Origin of the sequence: Paraburkholderia sp. IMGN_8 (assembly GCF_038050405.1) — a bacterium.
Lineage (GTDB): Bacteria > Pseudomonadota > Gammaproteobacteria > Burkholderiales > Burkholderiaceae > Paraburkholderia.
In genome coordinates this window covers 4,452,116-4,466,529 of record NZ_CP150900.1, presented here as the reverse complement: position 1 = coordinate 4,466,529, position 14,414 = coordinate 4,452,116, and the positions used below count along the sequence as shown (strand labels likewise).

The window sequence follows — 14,414 nt, the reverse complement described above, 5'->3', positions numbered from 1 at the left end:
GAAGGGGCTTGCCGTGCTGCTGACCCTTTGATATCATCTCGTTCTTCGTTGGCCCGGTAGCTCAGTTGGTAGAGCAGCGGATTGAAAATCCGCGTGTCGATGGTTCGATTCCGTCCCAGGCCACCAGGATTCAGCCCCAGGAAATCGCAAGATTCCTGGGGCTTTTCCTTTTCTGACGGGCATTCGTCGGTTCCGGCTTGTGCGCACGATGCGAGTGCGGCACGCTCGGCGTCGCGTGATAAAATCGCGACAGTTCAAGGACTTGCACGCGAGTGTGGTGCCGAGTGTGGTGCCTGAGTGCCGCCGCGCCAGACAAGTCCTTTCGTGTTTCCGGCGCTGGCCTTGTGAGGCATCCTGGTTGCAAACGGCCAGTCTCCGGCAGACGCCGAACCCTGCGTCCGACGATTAACGGTATAAGCGCCCAGCGACTCTGCATGCGGAAGGCGCGGCCTATACTGGTTTGGGCCGGCAGCAGTGCCGGCACGCGTCGCGCCGCGTTGCTTGCATGGCGCACCTCGCGCAGCGCGACGTGGCACTCATCATTCACGGAGTTTCACGGTGATCCGCAAAGACGCTAAACGTAGCGCTCTGGTGCTGTTTTCCGGCGGCCAGGATTCCGCCACGTGCCTCGCCTGGGCGCTCGAACGTTATGAAACGGTCGAAACGCTCGGCTTCGATTACGGTCAACGGCACCGGGTCGAACTCGAATGCCGCGAAGGTTTTCGTCACGCTGTGGTGCGCGCTTTTCCAGCATGGGCCGACCGCCTCGGCGACGATCACATGATCGATCTGTCGGTCCTCGGTTCGATCAGCGATACCGCGATGACGCGTGAGATCGAGATCGAAGCCACCGCGAACGGTTTGCCGAATACGTTCGTGCCGGGCCGCAATCTGATGTTCATGACAATCGCCGCGGCCATCGCGTATCGGCGTGGCTTGCAGGTGCTGGTCGGCGGGATGTGCGAGACGGATTTCTCGGGCTACCCCGATTGCCGCGACGATACGATGAAGGCATTGCAGGTCACGCTGAACCTCGGCATGGACAAGCGCTTCCTGCTCGAAACGCCGCTGATGTGGCTCGACAAGGCCGACACGTGGCGTCTCGCGCACGAGCTGGGCGGCGACGAACTGGTTGAACTGGTGCGCGTCGAAACGCATACCTGCTACCTCGGCGAGCGCGCAGAATTGCATGCGTGGGGCTTCGGTTGCGGCGAATGCCCCGCGTGCCGCTTGCGCAAGCGGGGCTACGAAGCGTATCTGGCCGGCGAGAAGGTTACCGAGCCGGTTTGACGGCTCGGCGCGGCGCCGTCACAACGAACGCCGCGCAGGCCATCATTTTCAGGAACACAAGGCAGAAAGCAGCATGACGTACGCGGTCAAGGAAATCTTCTACACATTACAGGGCGAGGGCGCGAATGCCGGGCGTCCGGCCGTGTTCTGCCGGTTCGCCGGCTGCAATCTGTGGTCGGGCCGCGAAGAAGATCGCGGGGAGGCTGTGTGCCGCTTCTGCGATACTGATTTCGTCGGCACCGACGGCGAGAACGGCGGCAAGTACCGCACCGCCGAAGAGCTGGTGCAGATGATTGCGTCCCTGTGGCCGGAAGGCGAGGGCGAACGCTTCGTGGTGTGCACGGGCGGCGAACCGATGCTGCAAATCGATCAGCCGTTCGTCGATGCGCTGCATGCCGCCGGTTTCGAAATCGCCATCGAAACCAATGGCTCGCTGCCAGTGCTCGAGACGATCGACTGGATCTGCGTGAGCCCGAAGGCCGACGCGCCGCTCGTCGTTACCAAAGGCAACGAACTGAAGGTCGTGATTCCGCAGGACAACCAGCGGCTGTCCGACTATGCGAAGCTCGACTTCGAGTATTTCCTCGTCCAGCCGATGGACGGCCCGTCACGCGACCTCAACACCAAGCTCGCGATCGACTGGTGCAAACGCCATCCGCAATGGCGCCTGTCGATGCAGACCCACAAGTATCTGAACATTCCCTGATTTGCCGTGCTGACGATTACACGAAAACTCGAATTCGACGCGGGTCACCGCATCCCTGACCACCGCAGCCAGTGCCGTAATCTGCACGGGCATCGCTATGTGCTCGAAATCACGCTGCAAGGCGACCTGGTCGATACGGAAGGTGCGCCCGATCGCGGCATGGTGATGGACTTCGCCGACGTGAAGGCGCTCGCCGTCGAGCATCTGGTGGACAAATGGGACCATGCATTCCTCGTCTACGAAGGCGATACGCAGGTGCGTTGCTTTCTGGAAACCATGGCGGGGCATAAGACAGTCGTGCTCGATCGCATTCCGACAGTCGAGAATCTCGCCGCCGTCGCGTTCGACATCCTCGCGAACGTCTACGACGCACACTACGGCGTGAATCTGCGTCTGCACAAGGTGCGTCTGTTCGAGACGCCGAACTGCTGGGCCGACGTGGTCCGCGACTGAAGCTGTGGCCAGCAGTACGATCCAACCCCCGCGTTATTGTCACGGTATGATCGCTCCGATAACCACACGGAGCGAGACATGCCGGTCACCGCATTGCGTCGCAGCAGGTATGTTGGCCACCACGGCCTTGGCGGCTACCAGGTTCGCCAAACCAGTGTCCTTTCCCGCGTTTCAGGCGACATGTTTCGTCGCCAGGGAGCGCGGCGATGAGCACCTTTACCAATCCCCTCAAGCAACGTCTGAAGGAAACCGATCCGCTGTTCGGCCTGTGGCTGTCGCTCGGTAGCGAATCGGCGGCCGAGGCGCTCGCGCATGCCGGTTTCGACTGGCTGCTGATCGACATGGAACACGCGCCGAACGATAGCGGCGACGTCACCGCGCAATTGCGCGCGATCGCCGCCGCGCATCTGCCGAGCGAGCCGGTCGTGCGGGTGCCCGCCAGCGAGGCGTGGCTCGTCAAGCGCGTGCTGGACGCCGGCGCGCGCACGCTGATGTTTCCGAATATCGAATCCGCCGAGGAGGCGGCCCACGCTGTGCGTCTGACGCAATATCCGACCGTCGACGCGCTCGACGGTTTGCGCGGCGTCGCCGGCGCGGTGCGGGCGGCTTCGTACGGCATGCGGCGCGATTACGTGCAGACGGCCAACGCGCAGATCGCGACCATTGTGCAGATCGAATCGGCGCGCGGCTTGCAGGAAGTCGAGAAGATCGCCGCAACGCCGGGTATCGATTGCCTGTTCGTCGGGCCGGCCGATCTGGCCGCGAGCCTCGGTCATCTTGGCGATTCGAAGCATGCCGACGTGCAGGCGGCGATGGCGCGCATCGTCGACGCCGCCAACAAGGCTGGCATCGCAACGGGCATGTTTGCCGTCGACGTCGCGAGTGCGAAGCAGTATCGCGACGCTGGTTTCCGTTTTATCGCTCTGGCCGCGGACGTCATGTGGATGTTGCGCGCGACTCGCCAGGCGCTGCAGGAGGTGAGGTCATGAAGGGGATGGTGCAGTGCGTCGTCGTGCGTCTGGCGGTCACCGCGGCGTTGATGGCGAATGTGACGGTGTATGCGCAGGACAAGATCGCGAAGTCGAATGATCCCGAGACGCAAACCGCGGTTGCCGACTACAACGCCGGCAACCTGACGGCGGCGTTTTCCGAGTTTCGCCAGGCAGCCGAGCACGGCAGCCGGCTCGCCGAGTTCAACTACGCGATGATGCTGCTCAACGGCGAAGGCACCACCGCGAATGTCGACGAAGGCAAGAAGTGGCTGCGCAAGGCGGCCGATGCCAACATGTCGCATGCGCAGTACGTGTACGGCAAGATGTACGACGATGGTGAGTTCGTCGGGCGCGATCCGGTCGAGGCGCATCGGTGGTTTTTGAAGGCCGCGCAGCAAGGGCACGTGCAGGCGGAACTGGCGCTCGCCAATCAGTTTCTCGACGGTCGCGGCACCGACCGCGACAACAAGCAGGCCTTCGTCTGGTACAAGAAGGCGGCGCAAGGCGGCGACATGACCGCGCAATACGTGACCGGCTCGTTCTACGAGCGCGGTGGCGATGGCGTGGATAAGAACCTGAACGTGGCGCGCGCGTATTACGCGGCGGCGGCGGCACAGGGCGATCCGGCGGCGCGTCTGAAGTATCAGCAACTGAGCGCGCAATTGCGGGATCAGAAGGAAGTGAAACCGCAGTAGATAAAAAGGGGCGCTCCTTGCGGTGCGCCCCTTTTGCTTCCTGGGCCGTTCGTGGCCCGCTTTAACTCTGTCGAATTAACTCTGTCGCTTTAACTCTGCATCAACCGTTTCTGCCGCGCGACGCTCATGATCAGGCCGATCGCGACCCCCAGCGTAGTGAGCGCCGTGCCGCCGTAACTCATGAACGGCAGCGGCACGCCGACCACCGGCAAGATTCCGCTCACCATCCCGATGTTGACGAACGCGTAGGTGAAGAACGCCATCGTTAGCGAACCGGCCAGCAAGCGTCCAAACAGCGTCGCGCCATTGGCAGCGATATACAGGCCGCGCGCGATCAGCAGCATGTAAAGCGTCAGCAGCACGATCCCGCCCGCCAACCCGAACTCCTCGGAAAATACCGCGAAGATAAAGTCGGTGTGCTTCTCGGGGATGAACTCCAGGTGCGCCTGCGTGCCCTTCAGCCAGCCTTTGCCGATCGGCCCGCCCGAGCCGATTGCAATCACTGCCTGGATCGTGTGAAAGCCCTTGCCGAGCGGATCGGAGGTTGGATCGAGCAGCGTGCAGATGCGGTGCTTCTGATAGTCGTGCATCAGCGGCCACTGCACTTCGGGCTGGCAAATCTTGTCCTGGAACGCGGCGATCGAACCGACTGCGATCACGCCGGCAATCAGCACCGGCACGATCAGCTTGAAACTCAGGCCCGCGAAGTAGATCACGAAGAACCCGGCCGCAAACACCAGCACGGCGGTGCCCAGGTCGGGCTGCTTCGCGATCAGGCCGACGGGCACGATCAGGATCGCGAAACCGACCAGGTAGTCGTACCAGCGCATCACCCCTTCGCGGCGCTGGTAGTACCACGCGAGCATCAACGGCGTGGCGATCTTCAGAATCTCGGACGGCTGGATCACCACGCCGACGTTGATCCAACGCTTCGCGCCCTTACGCGTCAAACCGAACAGGGCCACCGCAACCAGTAACGCGATACCGAACGTATAGAGCGGTACCGCGAAGCGCATCAGCGTGGTGGGCGGCACATTAGCGAGCGCCCACATCAGCACGAACGTCAGCATGATGTTGCGCAGTTGGTCTTCCACGCGGCCGGGAACGTCCAGACTCGCGCTGTACAGCGTAACGATGCCGACGCACAGCAGCAGAAACACGACCAGCGCGAGCGGGCGATCGAAGCCCGCGAACATGCGCTTGATGCGGTCGAGCCAGGCGCGCTTGTCGAATTGCATGCCTTTCTCCTTACTCGTCGATGCCGCCGGAAACCGGCTGGCGTGGCGACGTGGACTGAATGCCGTCATCCCGCGACGCCGCGGCGGCGGTCGGAACCGCCTCGCTGCTCGGGCGGGGCTTACGCGGGCCGCCGGATTTGCGCGACGGCGGATTCTTTGTGGCGGTGGACGCAGAGGCGGCAACGGCCGCCGAAGCGCCGGATGCCGCAGCCGTAGCAGCAGGCGCCGATGCCGCGGCTGCTGCCGATGCGGCAGCCGCAGCCGAGGCCGCCGCTGCCGCCGAAGCCGCACCCGGTATCGGCAGCGCCGTGAAGCCCGCCGCGACTTTGACCGGCTGGCCCGCTTCCTGCGGCGTCGGTGCGTCGCCCACTTCCGGCGCGGACGCATCCTGCGTCGCCGAGGCTGCTGCCGCTACGGCTGCCGCTTCAGCGCCCGGCTTCAGCTTGCCGACCAGGTAGTAGTCGAGGACACGCCGTGCAATCGGGCCGGCCGCTTCAGCACCCCAGCCGCCGTTTTCGACGATCAGCGCGAGCGCGATCTTCGGTTCTTCGGCAGGCGCGAATGCGATGAACAGCGCGTGGTCGCGCAGATGCTCGGCGATCGCGTGGCCCTTGTAGTTCGCGCCTTGCAGCGAATACACCTGCGCGGTGCCGGTCTTGCCGGCCGCCAGATACGGCGCGCCGATGAACAGCTTCGACGCGGTGCCGTTCGTCACGACGCCTTCCATCGCCCGCTTGATAATGTCGATGTCCGCTTGCTTCACGGCGATCCTGTCGCTCGGATCGCGCACGACCGCACGGGTGTCCTTCGTGATCGGGTTTTCGATGTCGCGCACGAGGTGCGGCTTCATCACCACGCCGTTGTTCGCGAGCGTCGCCGTGGCGTGAGCGAGCTGGAGAATGGTGAACGAGTTGTAGCCCTGGCCGATGCCGAGACTGATCGTTTCGCCTTCATACCAGCGTTGCTGCTCGGGCTTGCGGTACGCCTTGCGCTTCCATTCCGTCGAGGGCAGGATGCCGCGCGCTTCGCCCGAGATGTCGATGCCGGTGATCTGGCCGAAGCCCCACGGTTTCATGAAGTTGGCGATGTTGTTGACGCCGAGGTCGTGCGCCAGCATGTAGAAATACGTGTCGTTCGATACCACGATCGCGCGGTTCATGTCGACCCAGCCCTGACCCGAGCGCACGTCGTTGCGGAACGTGTGGCCGCCGAAGGTGTACGAGCCCGGATCCTGGAAGCCCCAGCCCGGTGTGCGCTTGTGAAGCGTGAGCGCGGCGAGCGCCATGAACGGCTTGTAGGTCGAGCCGGGCGGATAGGTGCCGTGCAGCGGCCGGTTCAGGAGCGGGTGATCGGGCGAATTGTTCAGTTCGTCCCAAGTCTGCTGATCGATGCCGTCGACGAAAGAATTCGGATCGAAGCTCGGCGCCGAGACGAACGCGAGCACGTCGCCCGTCGCCGGTTCGATCGCGACCAGCGCGCCGCGGCGGCCCGCGAAGGCCTGCTCGGCGACCTGCTGCAAGCCGATATCGAGCGACAGCTCGAGGTTGTTACCTGGCGTTGCCTGGGTGCGCGACAGCGTGCGCACCGGCCGGCCGCCCGCTGTCACTTCGACTTCTTCGAAACCGGTCTGCCCGTGCAGTTCGGTTTCGTAGCTCTGCTCGACGCCGATCTTGCCGATGTAGTCGGTGCCCTTGTAGTTGTTCGCGTCCAGACGCGGATCGTAGTGATCCGGATCGCTGTCGTTCTGATCGCTGGCGTCGTCGATACGCTCCTGGTCGCGCTGCGAAATCCGCCCGATGTAGCCGATCACGTGCGCCGCGGTCGGCCCGAGCGGATATTGGCGGAACAGGCGCGCGCGCACTTCCACGCCCGGAAAGCGGAAGCGCTGCGCGGTGAAGCGCGCGACTTCGTCGTCGGTGAGGCGGGTGCGGATCGGCAGGCTCTCGAAGTTCTTCGAGTCTTCCTGCAGCTTCTTGAAGCGGCGCCGGTCGCGTGCGTCGATCGAAACCACCGTGGCCAGGTTGTCGATCACGTTTTCGAGCGTGTCGTTCAGCTTCGACGCGGTGATTTCGAGCGTGTATGCGGAGTAGTTCTTGGCCAGCACCACGCCGTTGCGGTCGGTGATGATGCCGCGGTTCGGCACGATCGGTGCGACCGAGATGCGGTTTTCGTCCGCTTGCAGCGAGTACTTGCTGTAGTGCCAAACCTGCAGGAACAGGAAACGGAACCCGATCAGCCCGAAGCACACGAACACGAACAGACCCGCCGCCGCGACGCGCAGGCGGAACTTCGAGAGCTGTTGCTGGGTGTCCTTGAATTCGGTCATGCGATTCTGCAAAAGGCCGTGTGACGGCCGTCATGAGTGTGCGCCCAATCCGGCCGGAACCGGGAGGCATGAACAGCGATGCGCGTCGAGCGGGCCGGGAACCCGGGTTCCATCAGATCGGCCGGCGCGCGCGTTGCATGGTTAAATCGGTCGCGTATCGTCCGGATCGGCCGCGCGGCGCTGCGGCATCAACAGCAGTACGCTGGCGATCGGCCACAGCGCGGCTTCAACGAAGCCGTCGATCAGGTAACCCCAGCCCGGAAACGCCGCGCCCGTCAGCAAACGGATCACGAACGGCACCAGTTGCGCGACGACCAGTAGCGGCATCACCGCAAAGGCCTGCACGCCGAGCGACATCCACAGCACACGGCGATGGATCGTAATCGCGCCGTACGACAGCAGCGTATAAGCCAGCGCGTGTTCGCCGAGCAGACTGGCGTTATGCACGTCCATCAGCAAACCGAGGAAAAACGCGATGCCCATGCCGACCTTGCGCGGCTGGTGCACGTTCCAGAACAGCAGCACGAGCGCCACGAAATCAGGCACGCCGACGAGGCGCCCCCACGGCATCAGGTTCAGCAAAAACGCCGCAGCGAGGCTAAACGCGATGAAGTACGGGTTGACCGGCTGCAGGATGTATTGCGGACGGTTCATGGCTGGGCCCCCGGCTTGGCTGGCGGCTTCGCGTTCTTGTCGGCGGCCGGTTTCTTCTCCGCTGCAGCGGGTTTGGCCGGCGGCGATTTCTCGGCGGGTCTCGCGGCGGATTTGTCCGCGGCGGCCTTGCTGTCCGCGGGTTTCGCGCCCTTCTTCTTCGCGTCCTTTGCGGTGGTGGCCGCATCGGGCTCTTCCGCCGGACGCGGCGGCACATTGTTCAGATAGTGCAGCACCAGCAACTGACGCGCGCCGCGCACCGGTGCGACCGGCAGGCAGATCACGCGGGCAAACGCCGTATCCGCCTGTTTATCGACCCGAACTACCTTGGCGACGGGCAGACCCGGCGGATAAACGCCGTCGAGCCCGCTGGTGACGAGTTCGTCGCCGGTTTGCACGTCGGCGCTGATCGGCACGAAGCGCAGGTCGAGCGTATCGCCCTTCGGCGTGCCGTAAATCACGCTGCGCAAGCCGGTGCGCACGATCTGCACGGGCACCGCCTGATCCTTGTCGGTCAGCAGCGTTACTTCGGCTTGCAGCGGGAACACACGCGTCACCTGACCGATCACGCCGTCTTCGTTGACGACTGGCGAGCCGTTCTGGATGCCTTGCTGCGCGCCGCGGCCGATCACCACCTTCTGCGTGAACGGGTCGCGCGTGTCGTACTGGATTTCGGCGGGCAGCGATTGCGTGGTCGAGCGCTGCGACAGTTGCAGCAGCGCGCGCAAGTGGGTGTTTTCGGCGGCCAGTTCGGCGGCCGTATTGGCTTGCTGCGACAGTTGGAGATTTTTGGTGCGCAGTTTGTCGTTTTCGTGGCGCAATGTGGCGCTGGTCACGGCCAGGTCGGCCGCGCCCATGAAGACGTCGCGCGGCACGAGAGCCGCGCGTTGCAACGGATAAAGACCCGCGCCGAGCACGCCGCGAACGATTTCGAGCGTTTTGAAGCGTGCATCGGAGATCAGCAGGGCCAGCGCCAGCACGACGAAAAACACCAGCCGTGCGAGCGCGGACGGGCCTTGCTTGAACAGGGGCGGCGGACTGTATTCCATGGTCGGCGCCGGGGGCGTGAGCGGTTGGGTGAGACGGCGGCGCGCGAGGGACGCGCGTTCAGTGCGCGGCGGCTGGTAAGCCCAGCCAACGGCAAACCGGCCCACAATGGGCCGTTTGCCTGATCCGCGCTACTGGCATGGAGACGGGCTCGCTTACTCGTACGAGAAGATGCTGCCCAGCTTGTCCATACGTTCGAGCGCCATGCCCGAGCCGCGCACGACGCACGTCAGCGGGTCTTCGGCGACGAGCACCGGAAGGCCGGTTTCTTCTGCGAGCAGGCGATCCAGATCGCGCAGCAGTGCGCCACCGCCCGTGAGCATCATGCCGCGCTCGGCGATGTCGGCGCCGAGTTCCGGCGGCGTTTGTTCGAGCGCGATCTTGACCGACGACACGATCTGGTTCAGCGGATCGGTGAGGGCTTCGAGGATTTCGTTGCTGGAGATCGTGAAGCTGCGCGGAATGCCTTCCGACAGATTGCGGCCCTTCACTTCCATTTCCTTGACTTCGGAACCCGGAAACGCGGAGCCGATTTCCTTCTTGATGGCTTCGGCGGTTTGCTCGCCGATCAGCATGCCGTAATTGCGGCGGATGTAGTTGACGATGGCTTCGTCGAACTTGTCGCCGCCGACACGCACCGAGCCCTTGTACACGATGCCGCCCAGCGAGATCACGCCGACTTCGGTCGTGCCGCCGCCGATATCGACGACCATCGAGCCGGTGGCTTCCGACACCGGCAAGCCGGCACCGATTGCGGCGGCCATCGGTTCTTCAATCAGATAAACCTGCGAAGCGCCTGCGCCGTGAGCCGCTTCTTTGATCGCACGGCGTTCGACCTGGGTCGAACCGCACGGCACGCAAATGATGATGCGCGGCGACGGCGAGAACATGCGCGATTCGTGAGCAGTTTTGATGAACTGCTTGATCATCTGTTCGGTGACGGTGAAGTCGGCGATCACGCCGTCTTTCATCGGGCGGATCGCCTCGATGTTGCCCGGCACCTTGCCGAGCATTTGCTTGGCTTCCTTGCCGACTGCCTGGATGGTTTTTTTACCGTTGGGACCGCCTTCCTGGCGGATCGAGACCACCGACGGCTCATCAAGAACGATACCCTTGCCACGCATGTAAATGAGCGTGTTGGCAGTGCCAAGGTCAATCGCCAGATCGTTGGAGAAGTAACTGCGCAGAAAACCGAACATTCAAAATCCTGTCTCGCTTGGCGCCGGGCCTCGCAACGTATGCGCAGGGCGGCAGCGGAAAAAATAACAGCTTCAACCGGGCGGAAGCGGCGCCACAGGAACTTGAAGCTGCGAGGGAGTCTACCGGAGGCCGGAGCAAAGCCATGTCAGAAAAATCCGAACTATCTTTGGGAATTGTTCAGAAAGGCTTTGGCAAGTCGGTCCGGGTTTGGGTCGAACGCGTAATGATACCTTATAATTTTGGATGATTTGAAGGAAACGGACGGCACTTTTTGCCGCCGCTGGCCCCTTTTTCGAGGCGTTCCTCCAGTGTCGTAACCCGCTGTCGCAGCATTGTTTTTCCGCGCTGCGGCGGTCCACCACATTTTCCGGTGACTGCATGGCTCTGACCCTGACCGATGTTAAGCGCATCGCGCATCTTGCGCGGCTCGAACTGGCCGACGCCGACGCTGAGCACACGCTTGCCCAGCTCAATGATTTCTTCGGCCTCGTCGAGCAGATGCAGGCAGTCGATACCACCGGCATCGCGCCGCTTGCTCATCCGATCGAGCAGATCGAAGACGTCGCGCTGCGCCTGCGTGACGACGCGGTAACCGAAGCCGTTCAACGCGAAGCTTTCCAGCGCCCGGCGCCGGCTGTCCAGGACGGCCTGTACCTCGTGCCGAAGGTGATCGAATAAAGCCCGGCGCGGCGTGCGAGCGGATTGCCCCCAGCGGATCGCCGCTCGCATGTCCACCTGTATCCGGCCTCCTCGGCTCGGCTTGCCGGCGGGCAGCCGAACGCCTCCACGGCAGCGTTGCACACGCTGCCGCGCTCTTCAGGATGAAACGCAATGCATGAAAAAAGCTTGACCGAACTGCGTGCCGCACTCGCTGCCAAGGAATGCTCCGCAGTCGAACTGGCGCAGCTGTATCTGAAGCGGATCGACGCGGCCAACAGCCTGAACGCGTTCATTCAGGTCGACGCCGATCTGACGCTCGCGCAGGCGAAAGAGGCCGACGCGCTGCTCCACACCGGCCATGCCGGCCCCTTGGTCGGCCTGCCGATCGCGCACAAGGACGTATTCGTCACGAAGGGCTGGCGCTCCACCGCCGGCTCGAAGATGCTCGCGAACTACGAAAGTCCGTTCGACGCAACGGTGGTCGCCCGCTTGCAGAACGCCGGCATGGTGTGTGTGGGCAAGACCAATATGGACGAGTTCGCGATGGGCTCGTCCAACGAGAATTCGTACTTTGGTCCCGTGCAGAACCCGTGGGATCGTAAGGCCGTGCCGGGTGGTTCGTCGGGCGGCTCGGCGGCGGCTGTGGCGGCGCGTCTGGCGCCCGCCGCGACCGGCACCGATACCGGCGGCTCGATTCGTCAGCCGGCGTCGTTCTCCGGCATCACCGGCATCAAGCCGACGTATGGCCGCGTATCGCGTTACGGGATGATTGCGTTTGCGTCGTCGCTGGATCAGGGCGGTCCGTTCGCGCAAACCGCCGCGGATTGCGCGACGCTGCTCAACGCCATGGCCGGTTTCGACGAACGCGATTCGACGAGCCTCACGCGCGACGATGAAGACTTCACACGCTACATCGGCAAGACGTGGAAAGACGACGGCGCGGACAAACCGCTCGCCGGTCTGCGCATCGGTTTGCCGAAGGAATACTTTGGCGCAGGTTTGGCCGACGACGTGCGCGCTTCGATCGACGCCGCGCTGAAGCAATATGAAGCGCTCGGCGCCACGCTGGTGGAAGTCTCGCTGCCGAAAACCGAACTGTCGATTCCGGTGTACTACGTGATCGCGCCGGCGGAAGCCTCGTCGAACCTGTCGCGTTTCGACGGCGTGCGCTTCGGCCATCGCGCCGCGGAATACCGCGACCTGCTGGACATGTACAAGAAGTCGCGTGCTGAAGGCTTCGGCCCGGAAGTGAAGCGCCGCATTCTGGTGGGCGCGTACGTGCTGTCGCATGGCTACTACGACGCGTACTACCTGCAGGCGCAAAAGATCCGCCGCATCATTGCGCAGGATTTCCAGGAAGCATTCAAGCAGTGCGACGTGATCATGGGACCGGTCTCGCCGTCAGTGGCGTGGGACCTCGGCGCGAAGGGCGACGATCCGGTGCAGATGTACCTGGCCGACATTTACACGCTGTCGGTGAGCCTCGCCGGTTTGCCCGGCATGAGCGTGCCGTGCGGCTTCGGCGCGGGCGCGAATGCGCAGCGTCCTGTGGGTCTGCAGATCATCGGCAACTATTTCAATGAAGCCCGGATGCTGCAAGTGGCCGACGCGTTCCAGCGCGCCACCGACTGGCACCGCAAAGCACCGGCAGGAGTGTGAACACCATGACCAAGCAATGGGAAGTCGTGATCGGTCTGGAGACCCACGCGCAACTGTCGACCAAATCGAAGATTTTCTCCGGCGCCGCCACGCAGTTCGGTGCTGAACCCAACACGCAAGCGTGCCCCGTCGACCTCGCATTGCCGGGCACGTTGCCGGTGATGAACCGCGGCGCTGTCGAGCGAGCCATCCAGTTCGGCCTCGCGATCGGCTCCACCATCGCGCCGCGCAGCATCTTTGCGCGCAAGAATTATTTCTACCCCGATCTGCCGAAGGGCTATCAGATCAGCCAGTACGAAATTCCCGTCGTGCAGGGCGGCCAGGTGACGATTCAAGTGCCTGCCAATGAAAAGACGGGTAAGGAAGCGTACGAGAAGGTCGTCAACCTGACGCGCGCTCACCTCGAAGAAGATGCGGGCAAGTCCCTGCACGAAGACTTCGCGGGCATGACCGGCATCGACCTGAATCGCGCCGGCACACCGCTGCTCGAAATCGTCACCGAGCCGGAAATGCGCAGCGCGGCTGAAGCGGTCGCGTATGCCAAGACGCTGCACACGCTGGTCACGTGGCTCGGTATCTGCGACGGCAACATGCAGGAAGGCTCGTTCCGTTGCGACGCGAACGTCTCGGTGCGCCCGGTCGGCCAGGCGGAATTCGGCACGCGCGCCGAAATCAAGAACCTGAACTCGTTCCGCTTCCTCGAAGAAGCGATCCAGTACGAAGTGCGCCGTCAGATCGAATTGATCGAAGACGGCGGCACGGTGGTGCAGGAAACGCGTCTGTACGATCCGGACAAGCGCGAAACGCGTTCGATGCGCAGCAAGGAAGACGCGCACGATTACCGCTATTTCCCCGATCCCGATCTGATGCCGCTCGTGATCGACGCGGCGTGGGTCGAGCGCGTGAAGAGCGAGATGCCGGAACTGCCGGAAGCGATTCAGCAGCGCTTCGTGTCGCAATACGGCCTGACGCCGTACGACGCCAACGTGCTGACGTCGAGCAAGGCGATGGCTGCCTACTACGAAGCCGTTGTCGTCAAGGTCGGCCCTGCCCAGGCGAAGGTCGCGGCAAACTGGCTGATGGGGGAAGTGTCGTCGCAACTGAATCGCGAAGGCCTGGATATCGCCGAAAGTCCGGTTTCGTCGGCGCAACTCGCGCTGTTGCTACAACGTATCGCCGACGGCACCATCTCGAACAAGATCGCCAAGGAAATTTTCCTCGCCATCTGGGAAGAGAAGGCCTCGGACGAAGCCGCCGCCGATCGCATCATCGAAGCGAAGGGTTTGAAGCAGATTTCGGACACCGGCGCGCTGGAAGCGATCATCGACGAAGTGCTTGCTGCGAACCAGAAGTCGGTCGAGGAATTCCGCGCCGGCAAGGAAAAGGCGTTCAACGCGCTGATCGGCCAGGCGATGAAGGCGACCAAGGGCAAGGCCAATCCGGCGCAGGTCAACGAACTGCTGAAGAAGAAGCTGTCCTGAGTTGAAGCTCAGTTGA

General features: G+C 63.2%; 13 protein-coding genes and 1 tRNA gene. 9 read left to right on the top strand and 5 right to left on the bottom strand.

The genetic code is table 11. The features are described from left to right. Window positions 1-50 precede the first annotated feature (50 nt). From WN982_RS20330 to WN982_RS20305, 6 genes are all read left to right on the top strand, one after another. Window positions 51-126: transfer RNA gene (locus WN982_RS20330), tRNA-Phe, on the top strand. A gap of 432 nt (window positions 127-558) precedes the next feature. Further along, a complete protein-coding gene (gene queC, locus WN982_RS20325) occupies window positions 559-1,290 on the top strand; it encodes a 7-cyano-7-deazaguanine synthase QueC (protein WP_341313679.1) in 732 nt (243 codons plus the stop codon). 73 nt (window positions 1,291-1,363) lie between these two features. Beyond that, window positions 1,364-1,996: a 7-carboxy-7-deazaguanine synthase gene (gene queE / locus WN982_RS20320; protein ID WP_341313678.1), complete on the top strand. Its 633-nt coding sequence runs from the start codon at window positions 1,364-1,366 to the stop codon at window positions 1,994-1,996. 9 nt (window positions 1,997-2,005) lie between these two features. Further along, window positions 2,006-2,449, top strand: a complete 444-nt coding sequence (queD, locus tag WN982_RS20315) for a 6-carboxytetrahydropterin synthase QueD (protein ID WP_341315854.1) — start codon at window positions 2,006-2,008, stop codon at window positions 2,447-2,449. 206 nt (window positions 2,450-2,655) lie between these two features. Continuing rightward, window positions 2,656-3,438, top strand: a complete 783-nt coding sequence (locus WN982_RS20310; RefSeq protein WP_341313677.1) for an aldolase/citrate lyase family protein — start codon at window positions 2,656-2,658, stop codon at window positions 3,436-3,438. Window positions 3,439-3,488: 50 nt separating this feature from the next. Beyond that, window positions 3,489-4,136, top strand: a complete 648-nt coding sequence (locus WN982_RS20305; protein ID WP_341315853.1) for a tetratricopeptide repeat protein — start codon at window positions 3,489-3,491, stop codon at window positions 4,134-4,136. Between the two features lie 89 nt (window positions 4,137-4,225). Here WN982_RS20305 and rodA read toward each other — a convergent pair whose 3' ends face one another. From rodA to WN982_RS20280, 5 genes are all read right to left on the bottom strand, one after another. Further along, a complete protein-coding gene (rodA, locus tag WN982_RS20300; RefSeq protein ID WP_341313676.1) occupies window positions 4,226-5,374 on the bottom strand; it encodes a rod shape-determining protein RodA in 1,149 nt (382 codons plus the stop codon). A 10-nt stretch (window positions 5,375-5,384) separates the two neighbouring features. Beyond that, the gene (mrdA, locus tag WN982_RS20295) at window positions 5,385-7,700 is read right to left on the bottom strand and encodes a penicillin-binding protein 2 (RefSeq protein WP_341313675.1); all 2,316 of its coding nucleotides are present in this window, start codon (window positions 7,698-7,700) and stop codon (window positions 5,385-5,387) included. 141 nt (window positions 7,701-7,841) lie between these two features. Next, the gene (gene mreD / locus WN982_RS20290) at window positions 7,842-8,354 is read right to left on the bottom strand and encodes a rod shape-determining protein MreD (RefSeq protein WP_341313674.1); all 513 of its coding nucleotides are present in this window, start codon (window positions 8,352-8,354) and stop codon (window positions 7,842-7,844) included. Next, complete coding sequence (gene mreC, locus WN982_RS20285) at window positions 8,351-9,400, bottom strand: rod shape-determining protein MreC (protein ID WP_341313673.1); 1,050 nt, start codon at window positions 9,398-9,400, stop codon at window positions 8,351-8,353. Before mreC ends, mreD begins: the two co-directional genes overlap by 4 nt. A gap of 153 nt (window positions 9,401-9,553) precedes the next feature. Next, window positions 9,554-10,597: a rod shape-determining protein gene (locus WN982_RS20280; RefSeq protein WP_004189550.1), complete on the bottom strand. Its 1,044-nt coding sequence runs from the start codon at window positions 10,595-10,597 to the stop codon at window positions 9,554-9,556. Window positions 10,598-10,976: 379 nt separating this feature from the next. Between WN982_RS20280 and gatC the strand changes: the two genes are divergently transcribed. The 3 genes from gatC to gatB all read left to right on the top strand — a co-directional run bounded on the left by gatC (window position 10,977) and on the right by gatB (window position 14,398). Continuing rightward, window positions 10,977-11,276 carry an Asp-tRNA(Asn)/Glu-tRNA(Gln) amidotransferase subunit GatC gene (gatC, locus tag WN982_RS20275; protein ID WP_341313672.1) on the top strand — a complete coding sequence of 100 codons (300 nt, stop codon included), beginning with the start codon at window positions 10,977-10,979 and terminating at the stop codon, window positions 11,274-11,276. A 153-nt stretch (window positions 11,277-11,429) separates the two neighbouring features. Then, window positions 11,430-12,917, top strand: a complete 1,488-nt coding sequence (gatA, locus tag WN982_RS20270) for an Asp-tRNA(Asn)/Glu-tRNA(Gln) amidotransferase subunit GatA (protein WP_341313671.1) — start codon at window positions 11,430-11,432, stop codon at window positions 12,915-12,917. A 5-nt stretch (window positions 12,918-12,922) separates the two neighbouring features. Continuing rightward, window positions 12,923-14,398: an Asp-tRNA(Asn)/Glu-tRNA(Gln) amidotransferase subunit GatB gene (gene gatB, locus WN982_RS20265; RefSeq protein WP_341313670.1), complete on the top strand. Its 1,476-nt coding sequence runs from the start codon at window positions 12,923-12,925 to the stop codon at window positions 14,396-14,398. Window positions 14,399-14,414: the final 16 nt, after the last annotated feature.